The following is a 17,663-nucleotide window of genomic DNA, read 5'->3' on the forward strand; positions in this document are numbered from 1 at the left end:
AAATCGTGTTAGCCTTATCTAACTTCAGACCATCGCTCTCTTACTTGAATTTGCTTTGGCTACCATTCTTAAGATTTTGCCTTTAAGAGATCTTTAATGGTGTAGTCTTTCATCTTCCTGGCATGAGTGAAAACGATCATTTCACCAAGAAGGCCGACGGAGGCGGTTTGGACCCCGAGTACCATCAATAGGACACCCAGGATTAACAGTGGGCGATCGGTAAGCCCAGTGAGACCAAAGAGTTTTTGGATGGCCAAAATCAGAGAAATGATCAGACCCCCGGAAAACAACCCTGCCCCAACCAAGCCGAAAAACCGCAATGGTTTTTTGGTGAATTTGAATAGAAACGCAACGGAAATGATATCGAGAATCCTGCGAAGATACACCCCCGGCCGTAGCATTCGGGAATGAAAATCAGCTGGATGCTGGGCGACATCTCGCTCTACCACTCGGAACCCCCGTTGATAGGCCAGTAGGGGGAGAAACCGATGAAGATCTCCATAGAGATTCACTTCACGGACCACATGCTTCCGAATTCCGCGAAGGCTACAACTCATATCATGAAACTGCACGCCAGTTAACAATCGCATGGCAAAATGGAAGACTCGATTTTGAAGACGATTGATCCAGGGATCTTGCCGAGGGTAACGACGCGTCACAACCAGATCATAGCCCTTATTGAGGTAACTCATAACCGTATGCAGACCTTCGGGAAGCGTCTGAAAGTACGCCGACAGAGTTATAATGACGTCAGCCCGGGCCTGCTGAAATCCCACCATAAGGACAGTAGCTTCTCCAAAATGTCGCTGAAGTGGAACGATTCGAATGGGCTCTCCCTTGTCTACCAGGCCATGAAGAGGTTGAGCGGCTTTCTCAAACCCCTCGTCTAAAACAAAAATAAATTCAAATGAAGGCACCAGGCTGCGTAGGATGTCCGCATGGACACAGTAAATCTGGTCTAAGGCATCACATCGTTCGGTGACTGGCACCACAACGGAAACAGCCACAGGCGTTGAATCTGCAGAAACACATTCTGTCTCAAGACTATGAGGAGTCATGGGAAAAGGCCCCCGGGAATAGAACGTGATTTGGTTGCGTTCATAAATTTTGACTCTTACATTGAAAACGTGATGCCGAAACGGCTAACTACCAAACGAAGACAGACAGGTTTTTGGTGACTCCCGCTCAATCTTCCATTCCTGACCAGTGGTCTATACAATTTTGGTGAGTCAATGCGATCGTTTCCTCGACATCATGAAACCCCACGAGAAATACATGCCCGTTAAACATTCCATATCATTTGTTCCGGACGGTAATCTCCGGCATAGAGGATCATTTCGCCTAGCATTCCCATTGTGAGCAAATGGCCCGAAAGCGCGAATAGCAAAAAGGCTGTGGCCGGATATACAATGCCAATACCCTCTGAAAACAGCATGCCGAGCAAGCTTAGGCTGCCTAACAATGCTCCGGGAATGGCTAATATTCCAAACCATAAGGCTGGCCTGGCAGCAAACCCTGTCACCATTTTCACCAGAAACAAATCTAAAAACACCCGCCAAGCTCTTGAAATTCCATACTTGCTTTTCCCGAATTTCCGTGGATGATGCGTCACAATTAATTCAGCAATTCTCGCTCCGGACAAGGTTGCCATAGCGGGAATAAAGCGATGAAGTTCAGAATATAAAGCCACGCGTTTAATAATTGAGGCACGGTAAGCTTTCAGGGAACAACCGTTATCGTGAATAGCCACGCCGGTGATCTTGCCGATAAGCCAGTTTGCAATGAGAGAAGGAAATCGGCGAGATAAAAACTTATCCTTTCTTTCCTTTCTCCATCCACAGACGACATCAAAACCCTCTTGTATTTTTTCTAGCAATCGGGGAATATCAGTGGGGTCATTTTGCAGATCTCCATCCATGCTGATAATGACCTGTCCTCGTGCTGCCCTGAATCCGGCGGCCATAGCCGCGGTTTGTCCAAAATTTTTTCGAAAACGAATCACGGTGACCCCAGGGTTCTGTTGATGGAGTGTTTGAAGTAACTCGAAAGTCCGATCTTGGCTTCCGTCATCCGCGAAAACGATTTCATAAGACTGCCCATTCTGCTCACATGCGGTTCGAATAGCCTCATAGAGAGGCTGGACGGATTCCTCCTCATTGTAAATGGGAACCACAATAGAAAGGAGAGGTCGCATAATCATCAAAGCCTTTCATCCAAGATGTACCAAATGAAAGTCCGATTGGTTGAAGAAACTATGGGAATATGGCACTCAGTCGTATCATGGTTTCTTCCCCTTGCATTTTCATTTCCCGCATATCGTCGCAACAAAATTTATCTCGCGGTGGATTCAATAAGGCCCGAGTTGAACCATATGCTCTTCAGGAACCAGGAATTCTGAGCCATGTAGGCTGGAATACAAACAACACAGAAATCATAGTTTCTCTGAGAACCGGCAAAAAAGAATATGTAGGTATGTTTCGGATACGGAACGAGGAAACTAAAGGTACTTAGACAGATACCCGCACAGAGGAAAAAACATGAGTCGGCATGAAGAGCCTGTCAACGCCCGATCGGCTCTCTTCTCCAGGATTATGAAAGACGTGGTGCCATCGACTTCCTATTGCCCCACCACCATTTAGATACGCGCCTTCCTCAAATCACAGTGGGACCCAAACTCCTGGCCACCGTGACAAGGCCATTCCAATGACATTTGGAGTGTGAGTCCCTGGCGACATCTACCAATTTATGATGTGAAGTTGTTGTGAAAGATTATAAGGGTATCCAGGCCGGGCACTACCAGATGCGTGTGTGGCTCACCATGGTAGGGTGCCAGAGGGCATGAACCGTTCTTGGCAAAAGACGTCATCTGCGAGCCCAGCTGAAATCTACAAGTGCGGAAAAGAGAGGAAGGATGCACTTATTGAAACTGATAACGGCAAAGCCCTAAGTTTGACGGAAGCACGACCGATCGTGGAACTACTTACTCCCATCACCTAGACTGTTAGAACGCTGGTTCCGTTCACAATACAGCCTGAATGGGGTAGCATTGCTCAAAGATTGGCCCCTTGTAGCGGCTCCTGTATGCCCTCTTCCAATGTTGACCCCTGAAAAAAAGCCAAGAAATCATTGAAGCCCTCCACCCCACCGAGAGCCAAAGGGGGTACTGAAAGGGAAATTAAGGAAGGGGTGTGACATTCAGATTTTTGGGAGGCTCGGGCGGTACATTATCTAAGCCTGCGATGGGATGAGTGCGGAGTCTTATCGTAGTTTGATTCCAAGCCGGTTCTTCGCTGTAATACCATTTCCATTCGTTTCCGTCCCGAAAGATAATATTCCTCTCTACCCCGTTTGATTGTACGACCCGTTCATTTTGAATAGTTCTCATATCGTTAAGGTGAGTGGTAGCAAAATACAGGTTGTCATTATTGCTACCAGGATGATTACCACCAGCGGGATCGTAAATTAGTGTGATAGTATTGTTATCATCGTGTAAATAGGCGTCGAGCCCAGACCAGCCCCAATTGAGTGCACTTACTCCACCCAGTTCAGTGAGGCTCCATGCATTGGATCCTCTAGAAGCAGACTTTAGCTGTCCACCCTCAGCAGTAGTGACGTACAGACCGAATTGGCTACCATCAAACACCCAACCTGCAGCATAGACTTCGCTCCCACTTGAGGAATATGTGCCACCGACTACCCCTTCCACCGTCCAACTTTTCCCGTCGACCGACGTGGCTCCATACACCCGAGAATCAACGCTAATATTACACCCACAGGTTCCTCCTCCTCCAAAGTTACAGGTCTGAGAACCCCCTGGCGATTCGACACCAAAGTATCCGTAAAACTTCCCCTTCGAAGGAAGGTACTTAATATACGCGGTTCGGATTCCTTCTTCCTGGGAGCTTACGGGTACAAAATCATGCGGTTTCAACACTGGATTACTTGTGTATTTCGTAAAATTCACTCCGTCCGAACTGGTGGCAAGACCAAGAGATTGGTGGTTAACATCACCATCCGTATTCCAACACCCGTTAAACCCTGCGAGATAATGCAAGTAATAGATTCCGCCAACTTTCGAGATACCACTCACTGCGATGCCAGGCTTATTTTCCCAGGCAACCGCGGTACTATTCTGTAAAACAACTCCTTTTTCTGTCCAATCAGACAGTTTTTCAGGAATTGTGTCCAGTGCATGGGCCTGCTCCATGCTTGTCAAAGTAATTATTCCTAGTAGTAAAATTCGTGCTGCAAACATATTGCATCGCCTCCTTAAATTTTCAATCTTGGTATTCTTCGAGATCTGGCTCAGTCCATTTTCATGCTCTTGCAACTTCTCCTCATCATTAACCAAACTAACCAAACTGGGTATTAAAATTTTGAGTTCTTTAGCAATCCTTTTGACTGACGCAAATTCCAGGCCATTACTGTTTTTTAGTTTCGAAAAGTTTCAAAAATTGAACCTTTAGGTCCTGCAACTCAACTCCTCCCCCTTCGGAGAAAAAAACCAAATCTTGATGCCCCTAAATCTTGGTTATCGAAGTAAAAAAGGTTGTAGGTAGGTGCAATAAGTAAGAGGGTGATTCCACATAAGAGGGAATAAGAGAATGAGAAGCCCAGACCGAAAAAATATGAGTAGTAAAAAAATGGGAAAAAGCGAATGGAATAGCATTCAGTGCTAATACGTAGGCAGAAAAATGCCCATTTGAGTTACCCAAGAAATTTAGACGAGAGCTGTCCGAGGGTATTCCTCAGCGTGAACTTCCCCTTAATACTAGAGCACTCATTGTAAGAGAATAATTCCCTGCGATTACGACCTACCCGCTTGAGTCATAGCCCTGTTCAAGAAAAATCCAAGGGGGGGGATTTTCTAATGCACTATGAGGACAAAGCCAATTATATTCCCGGATGCCAAACTGTGATCGTGACCTTAGCGTCACCGCCAAGGCTGATTTAATATACTCCTTCCTAAATCGGCTATTGAAGCCTTCATAATACGCAATGGCAGTTGCCTTAGCCCGGTTAGGAAAAATCCAACTCAGTTCATTATGGATTCCATGCTCCAAAACCGGAACACCATACTTCAGCGGCATGTGGCTACTCCCATAGCAGAACAGGCCGTGAGATCACTCCACCTTTCTGAGCTTTCAGCACACAGCACGCGAGGTCTTAATGAGCCAAATCTTCCCTCATAAATAGGTTGCGAGTGAGCCGGCTTTTTCCCATTACGGTTGGTGCAAGGTTTTGGGGGAGGAAACCGAGTACGATAAATCCGACAATAGATTTGTAGGAGTGTTATTCGTGAACAAAATTGATGCCGGGAAAGATGCGTTCATCCATCGCGAAAGCGGTGGAATCCTATAAGTTAGACTTTAATTTCATGCAGTATATTTTTCCTTGGCAACACAATTTCTCCCGCCTGAACCCATAAAAATGAAAGTAGTTCCTTTGACTTAAATCAAAAACTCTTTAACATGTTTTTAATGGAGCAGGGCGAAACAAAACGAAGGCTACTTTTCTCATTATTAACTTTATTGATTATCTTTTTGTTTCTTGAGTCCACGGTGCGGGGTATTCATTTATACTATCCGCTTTTTGAAGATAAAATTTCGTTATCGATAGACCATCCTCAATTTCATCACTGGCATGTTCCAAATGCCAGTGGAACAAGTGTCGCTGCCACTGGGGAATTCCATGTTCCCATAAGAACGAATTCTCATGGAATGCCAGGTAAAGAACGCTCACTGTTAAAGCCGGATGGCATATATCGTATTGCACTCCTTGGTGATTCTTTTGTTGAGGGATTCGCCACTAAAGAGGAGGACTCCATCTCGGTATTACTTGAAAATTTGCTCAATAAATCCTCGACTAAAAAACACGAAGTCTTGAATTTTGGTTCTAGCACATTTTCCCCATCTCTCGAATACTACCTGCTTCTCAACCTCGCGCAAAAGTTTCAACCGGACATGGTTATTTTATTGTTTCACGTTACAGATGTTAGGGATGATTGGAAATACGAAAAAAGTAAGGTTTTAGACCGCGATGGAAATGCAATGGGGATTGATGGCACAAGTAGAAAAAGCATACCTTACCAAATTTTAGAAAAGTCGGCTTTCATGAGAACGGTTGTCCAGAAAACCAAAAAATTATTAAGGCAAAGACAATTGGACGTCGGCCAGGTGCCTGATTTAACAGAATCTTATTTTGCTATGTTTAAAGATTCGTACACTCGTTCAGACCAGATGGCTTGGGATTTAACAAAATCCTACTTAAATCGCATCAAAAATTGGTCTGATGCCGCCGGTGTTCCATTCCTTCTAACAGTCATACCCGTTGGACCACAAGTCGAACCTGTACTGAAAAATACAAAAGGAAAACTGCTTTTCCCTAAAGATTGGCAAGATTTAAAATCAACAAAAATGCAGGATATTTTAAGAGATTGGTCTATTGAAGTTAGTGGTAATTTCCTTGATTTATTACCTCATGCAAAAGCATTCAAAAGAACAAACCCTGAAGAAACTCTCTTTTACCCTCTGGACCAACACTTTACGGCAACAGGTAACAAGGTTGCAGCAACAGCTATATATAAAATGATAAGTCAAAAATAATCTGAAGATACCGAATACCTTGTTCGACTGGGAGCTTGTTTATCTTAGGCTACTCAACGGTGAACTTCCAAGTATATGATCTCCTGATATCTCCGACATCTACTGAATACCGAATAACATCCCCTACGGCATACTCCACCCGTGGCATTCTGAAAAGCCGATTTGGCCAATGGGTACGCCCAGGACGAGTATCGAGCTGAATACCCTCTCCAAAGTCAGCCAGAAAATACAGACAAAATCCATCAAGCCCTCCGGCCCGAATAACGCGTTGGTTCGCCTGCCAATGCATTGGTACCATACTGGCATCATCCAGGTCATTCAGATCAAATGTCATAACTGGCTGAGGGGCGCACAGGAAAAAATCCACAGCCGCTTCCTCCACCATGTGTCGGATATAACCAGGTGGTTGGAATGCCCTGGCTTCCGGAAGATCCCGCAAAAAGCTGAAGTCAATGCTTTGAGGAAGGTCACGTACGGTTACAGGCTTCTCCCACAGAAACGGCATTCTGTATTCTTTTTTTAGCGTGACCGGCTCCAGAAAGAGCTCGAATCGCCCAGGTAGAATTTTTCCTGTGCTCTTTAATGCCCGTCGTTTCAAGTCCAGAAGGTTATGTATCATATTCTCGTTAAACAGATCATCGCCCATCTGTTCATGGATGATGAAATCGACTTTCTCCGGGGGATTAAAGCGCTGGCTGTTGGAACGCACGAATGTGATGGTGTCAATACCATTCTTTGCAGCAGTTTTCCGCGCAATGTCAATAAAACTGGAGTGATCAATGGCGTAAACCTTGGCTCCTTGCCGTGCCGCAAACAATGCCAGAATGCCCGTACCTGTTCCCAGATCAATAACCGTATCTCCCGGCTTAATATGCGCGCGGATAGCGTCATGATAAGTGTCGACGCGGATATGGTCTGCCAACATTTTCTCATGCTGGTAAAGACTGCTAAACTCCCCCATATTGGAAAAATCATAAAACAGTCTATCGAGGGTTTTATTGGACATGATGACCTTTTTTGCGAGGCCGGTTATTCGGCTGACCATCCCATCAATCATCTTTGCCTCCTTTTACTCCCAACATTTTGAGCACGCTCTCAATCCACTACAAAAGATCGGAGAATTCCATACCCGCACCCCACCTTGACCATCACGACAATTTGCAACTCTTCAAAGCATTGGGTAACCACTTTTGGGTCGCTCATTGTTTCGGAACGCTACTCGAAATGCTTTAGTTGCCCAGCTTTGGAACATATCCTGTGCATTCTCAGACGAGGTCTCACAAAAATATAGACCATATATCCCACCACATTTCCAACCTCCCCATGGATGCTTTAACGGCCAAGAACTGGAGATGCTAGTAAGCCTTGTAACAGTGTATAAATCCAGCATTTAGCATAAAACGAAATATTGGCTAAGTCGATAGGCTGGATAACCGCTACCAAAGACATAGCTGCAAGCTTTAACATTACGTGCGCTCAGCTTCCGGAGAGTAGAACTGTGAACTTCAAGCCATAGAGAGAAAATCTGAGATGCTTAAGAAAATTTAAGCAGTAAATTTTCTTTGAAAAGAAGGATCGAAAGCGATCTTCTAGACCATGCCATCGTTCGACCAGGTGTTCATTCAGTTCGTGAAATGACCACGTGACACGGAAATCCATTCACAATCCCCAAGGATTTTCGACTAAAAGAACCGCAACGCCCCTCTTCTGAATTCAGCGCCTCGCTTTTAGCATGTATTACATCCAGACTGATTGACGAATGCCAATGACCTTCATTTTTTCGGGGATCCGCTCATCCCCCCGCCGGTGAATTCCGAACATCCAAACTCATATCCCTGTGCCTCGCCCTGAAATATGCCGGATCCGCAATGCATAAGGCATGACATACTGTTCATATTCGATTCGCTGACATCAGGCACCCCTCCTGGCTGCTGGCCGCAGGGATCGATATTAAACTGCGACACTACCCGACAAGCCTGCTTAAATGCCCCCTCCCTGAGCAGCCAGCACTGTTCTCGACACTGGATAGACATTATTGGGCTACATTGACATAACCATGCTCCAGGGATAGGTTGTTTTCATCGGCAGTTTACGCGGTCGAACCGGGTTCAGTTAAAAGGTTCACGGGGTGTCATTGAAGGTCGTCATAATTAGTTATTGCGGCGCGAGCGAAGCCTATGTGGCCGGGAAAATCATTGAGCGATATCCGTCAACCGTCGTCATTCAACCCGTCCGCTCGCAGCAAGCGCCCGGGGTACATATCAGCTCCCTCACGGGTACAGCGCGATTACTGCGGAACTGGCTCGGAAGGATGGGTGAAAGGCGCCACAGGGACCGTTTGATACATAGGCTCTACCCCGGCGGAACACAGCCATCGATTCCGAACATCGTTCCGTTTCCTGAAACAGATATGAATTCTCCCAAAGGAGTTGAACTGATCGGCAGCCTTCAGCCGGATGTCCTGATGTCCTGCGGTGCACCAATGCTCAGCGCCGAGCTGATCGGGATCCCTAAGCTAGCGGCTATCAATATACATTACGGAATCCCTCCTCATTACCGCGGCAACAATACGCTGTTCTGGCCGATGCTAAAGCGAGATTTCAATAACTTAGGCGCCTGTATACACCATCTGACGAAGGGGGTCGATACTGGGAACCTGCTCGCCGTGATTCGCCCCGCTCTCCAGCCGAAAGACGGGCTACTCTCTGTTGAATTCAAGATAACGCATCTTCTGCCTGGAGTCCTTCTGGAGTTCTTGTCACTCATCGAGCAGTCTCACGCTATTCCGGGGATACCGCAAACGGGTGCTGGGAGAAATTACAAAAAGAAAGAGCGCACCATCCGGAAGCGGATCGAGTATCACCTGAAAAGGACTTTTGGTCTATTGCACATTCCCAGTCGCCCTGCAGAGGTAATTACATACTTTGGAAACATGCGGCCGTCGCAGGGGAAAATCGGCCACGAGGGCCCTGGATTCGAGCAGAAGAAAACTGTTATTTAATCGATCTCACCCACCATTCCTGGCCAAGCTGATGACAGCAGCCCGTTCCTGCTCCCTGAAATCTCGAAACAACAGAAGGACTCCAGAGTAAATAAGAATCGATACCGGTTTCGTGATAAACATCGATTGGGTTGGCAAGAGGCTAATGAGAAATGAGAGGTGCCGAGTTCCGTGATGCTTATTGCGAGGCGAGAGCCAACGTGCGGCATGCTATGAGACCCCAAGTGAGGGCAAACAGGGACTGAAACAGCATTTTGACTTCTACGAGACCAGTCGCCCCTATTAGGTCCACAGGGGCAGACACACCCCAAGGCAAGTTTCACTCTCTTGCAATAGCCGAAATGGCATCATTCATTGAAACACTTTCCCCCTAAGAATCAACTTGGGCTGTCCAGATAAGGTGGATCACGCTGACTTCCCCTGACAGTATGCGGTACCACAGAAGCCCCTGAGAAACTGGAGAATGTGGTAAAGACGGAGGGATATTGTATGTCAGCAGCAAGAGTCCTGCACAGATCCTGGGAACGTGTCCGAGAATTAGTGACTGGAGCGAGATCGATCGGTACTTCCTACACGATTGCCAGTGTTTGCGATCGTCTTATCCCTAATTCATTTTTCCGTATAGGGCATGAACTGCTTATGGAAATTGACCTTCATGGGACCATAGGTGCTGATAGAGAGCATGGGGAACTGATCTGGGCAGGATTGGATAATCTCGACTGGATCGTTCGATTTAAACCTTCGGCCCTCCTCACTCGAATAAAGCGTTCGGTGCTGCAAGATGAGCGACGAGTAATGGGCGATCGTGTCCTGCTGTTCAAACACGATGGGACATTGAGCGCGTATGTTTGGTTTCGCACAGGCCACTTTAAGGATGAGGTTGATGGCATTATCTATACTCTGCCTTCGGGAACTGTTTGGCTATTTGACGGAAGAGTTGATACAGCACACCGCAGAAAGGGCCTGTATAAGAGATTGCTCAAGGCTGCGGCGCGTGACCTTTCTGAAGCCGGATATTCGCGTATCGTGCTCGCAGTAGATTATTTAAACCGAAATTCCGTGCGGGGCCATTTATCGGTAGGCGCATCAGTGATCGGGCGTGTGTTCGTGATCAGGGTGCTCGGTCGTGGAGCCTGCATGGCAAAAACCAATACATCGTCTAAATTTAATTTAGACTTTAGCGGGCCAAACAACCATGTTGAGTTATTAATCTGAGTGAGTCAAACCCAAAGTTGGTTAAAATCCCATCTGGCTCTCATGTAAATGCTAGGCAAACTGCGTGGGGGCTGTCCGCATGGTCTTCAAATTTCGTTTGGGGTGCCTCCGGCAGCTCGGGCACCTGTCCTAGCCCTGCTTCGCTTGATGGTTTTCGCAACCATATTCAAGAAGTGGCCCAATTCTACATTGGAGTGAAAATGACACCTTCCGTGAACGCCATCCCACCACAGTAGGGAGCTGCTGCAAATCTCAATAAACTTCAACCCATTCAAGCTATCGGGCGGCAAGCATAAACGGTACAGCGAGAAAGACGTATTTATCAAAAGACCAGTCCTACGGCCGTTATGTGAGGATCGGTGGCTAGTGGAGTTGAATTCCGGTTAACTCCAGTACTTCTCGGGAAAGCCGGCCCAGGGTTTTCCTTTGAAACGCGTATCTTGTTACTGCCGCAAAAACGTTTGCGTAGAGAGGATTATTGCCTCGACAACAGAAATAATTCATGGAGGCTGTCGGCGACCAATCGCATTTGTATGTCCCGTACCCATCACCTAAGTCATACACTTCAAACCCGAGATCGTCAAAACCTCTACGAATCGTCTCTGTTAGGAGAAGGCGCATTGGTGAAAAACGGGAAAAATCCGGTTCAAAACCGCCTTGAAAGTACACATAACTCTTTCGATCCTTTACCATTAAGACAGCGGCCACTGTGGTGTCATTGGCTCGAAGCTGGACAATCTCAAAAAGATTCCGGTTTGTGCTATCTTGCATGGCTCGTTGAAGAAATGGAAGAGTTTGCCCCTGCAACAAACTGGACTGGCCCTTCGCGTCAAATCGTCGTAAATGAAGCTCAATGAGTTCACTCATGGCAGGGCTGAAGTCCTGCCACTTCACTACCCGGTACTCGATCGAATACTCTTTTACTAGTCGATTATGCGCTGAACGAAAAGCTTTTCGTCTTGCCTGTCCTAGGCGCTTGCTTTGATCGGTGATAGAGGGATCATTTCTCAGCAATAGTCGTGGGCACTGAATCTGCGCCCAATTCTTCAGGAGAAGTGCCTTTGTGAAGGTTGACTCCTCTCCCAGGTGACGGAGATGGACTATGGTAGCTGGACCGAGGGAATCCATGAGAGATTCAGCAACTGCCAGGGCAAGTTCCTGATTTTCAGGCTCACAGAGTAGTAAATCATTGTAGATCGACATGCGGTGGGCAAGGAATTGCAGTGTAGAAATTCCCGGGATCGTCCGTTTGTCGATATACGTTGGTAGAATAGCTACTATCTTGCCATTTGATTCTTCTGCAACCCGGACATCTAAAGCGGCATGTTTTTGGAATCGGAGAACCTCATCACACCAGGTACGATTCCAGGTCCACGATTGAAATACCGATGGTCCATTTTTAGCGTTCTGGAATTCTTCCCAAATTGGCTTTATGCTGTCCAATTCTTCGTAGGTCCGGATTCTCTTGATCTTCAATTCCATGTCACAGTCTCCTGTAAAGCCATAAGGCCGGCAAGGACCATTGCAAGCGACTAGGATCTATAGTTGTTTGTCGGAACTGCTCCCCAGGCGTCCAAGTTTACGCTGTAGCTTTTTAAGCACTTTATAATGTCTGATTTTTGAAATAATCTTCGCTCTTATGAAGTAATGAATTGTGGACTTCTTCTTTTGTGCATACATCCAGAGGTTGGAATACGGACAAACCAGTTTTGTCCATTGCAGCTTATATTCATCTGCCGCTCCCATAAAATCAATTTCACTGAATTTTTGGGAAATGAAATACTCGACGTTGTACCTCATTAATATTTTTCCTGGGGAAAACTGGCGATAGGTCAGGTCGTACCCAGACTTTAGTTCGTACACAGTACCACCCAAACAAATATTGTATTCAAAGGCTATGGGATGGTCATCGAGAAATAGAATCTTAAGATTCAGCCACCCACGGTGAGCAGCCGCTTTCGCAAAGGTTGCATAAAATCGCCCATCCTTGCCTGAAGAAATATCAGTGCCCTCTTGAGCTTGCCAGCTCCGCTCGGATATTTTATAGATGATTTCGATTCCTGCATCTACGCTATCAGGGGTTGAATAATCTAATGTCTTGAGAATTCCACACCTCTGAATCTCTTTGATACCCCTGCGAACAGAATTTCGAAGATTTTTTGAAAGGTTTCTGTAATAGTTCTCCCAGTCTGTTTGAATAGGCAAATAAGGTGATTGGATACTGTTATCCCATATCCACCTACGTCCACTTTTCTGCAGGAAGACCTCTAATACCTGACTTGTCGTAGACTGCTTTCTCAAGCCCCGCAATTTCAATACATCCCATTCGTGTTCCGCCTCATAAAGATGCGAGAAGAGTGCCGCAACACACCGGGGTTGATCAGATTGACCAATAATCATTTCATTGGGATTAGTGTCAGATATAAAGCCTAGCTGGACAAATGACATTCCATAGGCCCTGACGACAGTCCGTACAAGCGGCGCCAAACCGATAGGCTTGCCATTTTCCAGAAATAGGATGATATAAGGACTAATCGCTTCGGAAGACGCGTAGTACCACGAGCTAAACCATTCATATGTGGTCCACGGGGGACTAGTAGTGTTGGTTTTCCCCAATTCGTTCCAGACCGGGCGCAAGCAATCCAAATCCTGACTCGATCTCACTACCTGTATGTTCACTGGCATCATCCTTTTATATGGGACCACGAGTGTTAAACCACAAATTCCTTTAGATCTGCCCCGTTTTTGTGGCTTGGTTGTTGGAAGGGCCACTCTGCATTTGACGATGGTGCGATAGGTAGTTGAGAAGCAGTCGAAACTCCTCCTGTCGGATATCGCTGAAAAGAAACAGCACTCCACTATAAATGAGGACGGCACAAAGTATCGTGACCGACAGTGGCAAACTGTTCCAAGCCACCAAGGGCAGCAGGAAAGTTGCGACCGCAGTGCTACTAATAACAATTCGTATTCCGACGTTCTGCCACACAAATAACGCCTTAAGCTGATAGCCAAGAAGCCCAATGAGCAGGAGTTCAGCCAGGAGCGTGGCTGCCGCTGCCCCTTGTAAACCAAATTCACCAATAAGCCAGTAGTGAAGAATGCCCCCAACGCACGCAACAAGAAATTGGCTTCTGGTGACTGCCTCCTGGCGATCACTGGCTATGAGAAAAACCCGCATGATACATCTGAGAAATACCACCGGGACAAGCCAGGCGAGCCAACGGAGTATGACAATTGACTCAACAAACTCTAATCCATAAAGAAACTCGATCAATCTTGGTGCGATCAGCCAAATACCCCCCGCCATTGGGAGACTAAGAACAATGGCCACGTTTAGCGTGGTTCTATAAAGCTCCTGCAACTGCTCCAGAGAACTGAGGTATAGACGGGATGCAATCGGTAAGATTGCGAGGCCGGCGAATATCGGCATGAACAACAGGACCACAACAAACCGATAGGCGACATTAAAGACCCCCGTGGCAACGGCACTAAGCATGAACCCGATAAATATTAAGGCAACCCTGGATGAGAATAGATCCAACAGGGAATACAGGGCATAAGGGAATGCTTCGCCCAAGACTTGCCAGACACCGGCAGCCCTGACGGAAATACGAAGCGCACCACAACGCCTAAGGATTAAGTGGTACCCAAGTGCCACATGAAGAATGGTCATGACTGGCAGGGATGATACTGCCAGTAGCAAGCTCCCACCCCAATAAACTATCACCATCCCTGCCAAAGCTGTTGTGATCCGAAGGGAGACCTCAAAAAGACTCGTGATGTGCATATCCTCCCAGGCGACAAAGACTGCTCCAAATCCCTCAACCAGAGTGAGAAAGACTTGATAGCCTCCGATCACAATAATGAGAAGCTTCATCTCATCGGAGAAGGGAAGCAGGGCGGCCATCACCAGCAACACAGATAAAACGATAACCGATAGCAAGAGACGAACTGCCAACAGGCGGCCATAGTAGGTCGTTACCTGATCCCTGTAGCGGCTCAGATTCTTTATGGACAAGGTTTGGATCCCGAAATCGGCCAAAACGGAAAGGACACCCGTCAAGGCCATTGCAAACGAATACTGCCCGATGCCCTCCTGGCCATAGGTACGAGCGAGAACAAGGAAGAACAGAAATGTGCCCCCATCAGCGAGGAGCTTACCGATGGTTAAATAGCCAAAATTCCGGAATATCCGTAATCCTGCCCCAGCATCGTTCTTGGCATTTTCATTCATAGGACAGCAATTCTCTCACCCGCCCACATGGTTTTTCCTTACGATTCGGCAAAGCAACATCTTTACCCTTCCTCGTTATCTCATCAATGCCACAACTAGCCACTACACTGCTCCACCGCATAGCCTCCATAATGGCCTGCGTCCAAGACCTGGAAGCCTAAAGATATACTTCGGTTGAAGCCGAGGAATTGGGAGCGGTTGGCTCGTGTCCTTATTCACGAATTGCGGCAGGAGGCTGCCCCAAGCGTTAGTGAGGTACCCGGCTGTGTGGGAAAGCTCGACAGCCAATGCAGATCCCCTGTACCAGGGAAAACAGAAATGCTGCGCACGGCTGCCTGGAAGCCTTGCTTCGATTGCGGCCTTCGATTCACATAGGTCGGTGAGAATCGCGTGTCGCTGCTCCCCGGCTGTTTCGAATCGTGCAGGAAGAAATTTCTCTTGGGCGTCCCGCACCACGGTCTTGAGTTGACGTCGCCAACCCCGACTGCGAAAGAAAGCCTCTCCACCATGGTCGGCAACGTGCCTGATGCACGCTTCTGAAATCTGCGTGTGTTCAATATACGCTGGATGGGCACCCATACGAGCGCTCCATTGGTAGATTGGCAAGCCCCAGGTCTTAATAAGGTCCGGGCAAAACCTATTCTTGTTTCCTGGATGAATCGGCGCAAGATCAGATTCCAGAAAAGAAGTCGAAATGCCGGGCCTCGTAAAATCCACAATTGTCGAGGAGATGGCGATACTATGGTGGTATAGAGAGTGGGACTGGACGTCGATCACACCACTTTCATACATTTCGCGTATTTGTCGCCAGGTACAAAGAGCCAAGTCGGTATTGTGGTGTGGCAGGATCCCTCGTTCATCTGGAACACGCCCAGGAACGATGTAGGCGACGGCTCTTTGATTGAATTTACGGAGCAGGGGAAAGGCGATTGAGTAGAGGCTAGCTTGACCATCATCGAACGTCAGTAGCACCTCACGGTCCTGTCTTGGAAATTCACCGATTACCCGTTGGTAATATTCATCTCCCGTTAAGGTTACATAGTGATTTCTGGCAATGAACTCCAAGGCCGGTTCGAGCGTGTCCCTTGAGACATCATGGAATTGAAATACCGGTATTTGTTCCGGTTGTACATCCGTGCGTACAAATGCCGGGTACTGTCCGAATCCCAATCCAAACAGTTCGTTACGGTTCTTCTCAAAGCTTCTCTTGAATTTCAGAATGATCAAATTATCATTACGCAGGAGCGACGGCCCACTCCAACGCGTCCAATGTGGCTCTTGCCGTTTTTTCCCAGGAGAAACGCGCAGCATTTTCATACCCCTTGGCAATAAGGGATTGTCGGAGGTCCTCATCGGTCAACACTCGGACAATGGCATTCGCAATATCAGCCACGTCCAGTGGATCGACATACATGGCGGCATCGCCTGCTGCTTCGGGCATTCCTCCTGTACGACTGGTAATTAAAGGGCAACCGCAAGCATTTGACTCGATATTTGGGAGTCCAAAACTTTCATAGTGTGAAGGAAACACTGTTGCGGCAGCGAGATTGTAAAACGCCACTAACTCATTCTGTGGGACATAGCCGGCAAAATGCACACTTTTCTTTAATCCCAGAGTCTCAATCGCATTCAGGTCATTCTGGTATTTCCAGCGCATCCCTCCTGCTACGACGAGGTGAATGTCCATATCCTTTCTCACTGTGGAAAACGCTTCCAATAACCGGCCAAAATTCTTACCCGGGTAAATATGCCCGGCGAACAGAATAAAACGCCGCGGAAGATTATATTTTGCGCTGACAAGCTCCAACTGTTCTGGATCACCGATAAATCGGAAAATGGGATCAGTGGCGAGATAGGCCACCTTTACTTTGCCCGGATCAATACCCATGTAAGAAATGATATCCTCTTTTGCTCGCCTCGATACCGCAATGATAAGTGAGGCCCGCTTGAGGTACTGCGGGTAAACTGTTTTAAAGAACCAGAGATCCGCAGACTGATGAAATTCCGGATGAACAAACCGCTCGGTCCCATGAAGCACCATGGCCGTTTTACATCTTGCCAGGAACGGGATGGCGAATTTCGTGTGAAAGATCACGTCCAATTTTTCCCGGTGGGCATATCTCGGCACCGCCCATTGATCCCACATCCACTTGCCTTTGGCAGGCAGGTACACTTCACGAACGCGATCCGTGCCCTTTAGCGATCCAAGATGAGCCTTGTTTGAATAAAGAATGTGATACTCGTTTCGTGCATCTAGATCCAACATCGAAGGAATGACGCTTCGGGTATACACACCGATTCCGCCGTTTTCCCCCCAGGTTCTGGCACATATACCTATTCTCACGCGGACGCCTCGTCAGGTAACGTCACTCCGTGCCTGATGAACAGCGCCTCAATTTGCCTGGATGAGGACAGGTCTGCGGCTTGTTCATCTTCAAGTGTCACACCTAATATTTCTTCAAGCTCCATGATCAGGCGCAGATGATTAATGGAATCCCATTCGGAGAATTCCCGGCGTTGCAGATCGTCAATATCCGTGGGGATATCCACCTGTAAGACGATTGACAGAAACTCGATCACCCTCGCATGTGTGTTTGACATGATGTCA

At 47.2% G+C, this 17,663-nt stretch carries 14 protein-coding genes; 3 read left to right on the forward strand and 11 right to left on the reverse strand.

Annotation, left to right across the window (positions count from 1 at the left end):
- Positions 1-68: 68 nt before the first annotated feature.
- From PP769_RS18405 to PP769_RS18420, 4 genes are all read right to left on the reverse strand, one after another.
- Positions 69-1,058, reverse strand: coding sequence for a glycosyltransferase (locus PP769_RS18405; protein ID WP_312643023.1), 990 nt, complete (start codon positions 1,056-1,058; stop codon positions 69-71).
- A gap of 224 nt (positions 1,059-1,282) precedes the next feature.
- On the reverse strand, positions 1,283-2,200 hold the full coding sequence (locus tag PP769_RS18410) for a glycosyltransferase family 2 protein (protein WP_312643025.1): 918 nt from the start codon (positions 2,198-2,200) through the stop codon (positions 1,283-1,285).
- 975 nt (positions 2,201-3,175) lie between these two features.
- Positions 3,176-4,255, reverse strand: a complete 1,080-nt coding sequence (locus tag PP769_RS18415; RefSeq protein ID WP_312643027.1) for a glycoside hydrolase family protein — start codon at positions 4,253-4,255, stop codon at positions 3,176-3,178.
- Between the two features lie 559 nt (positions 4,256-4,814).
- Positions 4,815-5,090, reverse strand: a complete 276-nt coding sequence (locus PP769_RS18420; protein ID WP_312643029.1) for an integrase core domain-containing protein — start codon at positions 5,088-5,090, stop codon at positions 4,815-4,817.
- Between the two features lie 390 nt (positions 5,091-5,480).
- Between PP769_RS18420 and PP769_RS18425 the strand changes: the two genes are divergently transcribed.
- On the forward strand, positions 5,481-6,605 hold the full coding sequence (locus PP769_RS18425) for an SGNH/GDSL hydrolase family protein (protein ID WP_312643031.1): 1,125 nt from the start codon (positions 5,481-5,483) through the stop codon (positions 6,603-6,605).
- Positions 6,606-6,654: 49 nt separating this feature from the next.
- Here PP769_RS18425 and PP769_RS18430 read toward each other — a convergent pair whose 3' ends face one another.
- Positions 6,655-7,662 carry a methyltransferase domain-containing protein gene (locus PP769_RS18430; RefSeq protein WP_312643033.1) on the reverse strand — a complete coding sequence of 336 codons (1,008 nt, stop codon included), beginning with the start codon at positions 7,660-7,662 and terminating at the stop codon, positions 6,655-6,657.
- A 1,353-nt stretch (positions 7,663-9,015) separates the two neighbouring features.
- Between PP769_RS18430 and PP769_RS18435 the strand changes: the two genes are divergently transcribed.
- Both PP769_RS18435 and PP769_RS18440 read left to right on the forward strand, forming a co-directional pair.
- Positions 9,016-9,606 (forward strand): formyl transferase, encoded by a 591-nt coding sequence (locus PP769_RS18435; protein WP_312643035.1) that lies wholly within the window; start codon positions 9,016-9,018, stop codon positions 9,604-9,606.
- Positions 9,607-10,245: 639 nt separating this feature from the next.
- Complete coding sequence (locus tag PP769_RS18440; protein WP_312643037.1) at positions 10,246-10,821, forward strand: GNAT family N-acetyltransferase; 576 nt, start codon at positions 10,246-10,248, stop codon at positions 10,819-10,821.
- 363 nt (positions 10,822-11,184) lie between these two features.
- Here the strand turns inward: PP769_RS18440 and PP769_RS18445 are convergent, their stop codons facing one another.
- From PP769_RS18445 to PP769_RS18470, 6 genes are all read right to left on the reverse strand, one after another.
- Positions 11,185-12,303, reverse strand: a complete 1,119-nt coding sequence (locus tag PP769_RS18445; RefSeq protein WP_312643039.1) for a GNAT family N-acetyltransferase — start codon at positions 12,301-12,303, stop codon at positions 11,185-11,187.
- 57 nt (positions 12,304-12,360) lie between these two features.
- A complete protein-coding gene (locus PP769_RS18450; RefSeq protein ID WP_312643041.1) occupies positions 12,361-13,500 on the reverse strand; it encodes a GNAT family N-acetyltransferase in 1,140 nt (379 codons plus the stop codon).
- A 49-nt stretch (positions 13,501-13,549) separates the two neighbouring features.
- A complete protein-coding gene (locus tag PP769_RS18455) occupies positions 13,550-15,055 on the reverse strand; it encodes a flippase (RefSeq protein ID WP_312643043.1) in 1,506 nt (501 codons plus the stop codon).
- Between the two features lie 102 nt (positions 15,056-15,157).
- A complete protein-coding gene (locus tag PP769_RS18460) occupies positions 15,158-16,366 on the reverse strand; it encodes a polysaccharide deacetylase family protein (protein WP_312643046.1) in 1,209 nt (402 codons plus the stop codon).
- Complete coding sequence (locus tag PP769_RS18465; protein ID WP_312643048.1) at positions 16,290-17,399, reverse strand: glycosyltransferase family 4 protein; 1,110 nt, start codon at positions 17,397-17,399, stop codon at positions 16,290-16,292. The genes PP769_RS18460 and PP769_RS18465 overlap by 77 nt, the downstream gene beginning before the upstream one ends.
- Positions 17,396-17,656, reverse strand: a complete 261-nt coding sequence (locus PP769_RS18470; protein WP_312643050.1) for an acyl carrier protein — start codon at positions 17,654-17,656, stop codon at positions 17,396-17,398. The genes PP769_RS18465 and PP769_RS18470 overlap by 4 nt, the downstream gene beginning before the upstream one ends.
- Positions 17,657-17,663 lie beyond the last annotated feature (7 nt).

This window comes from Candidatus Nitrospira allomarina, from assembly GCF_032050975.1.
Taxonomy (GTDB): Bacteria; Nitrospirota; Nitrospiria; order Nitrospirales; family UBA8639; genus Nitrospira_E; species Nitrospira_E allomarina.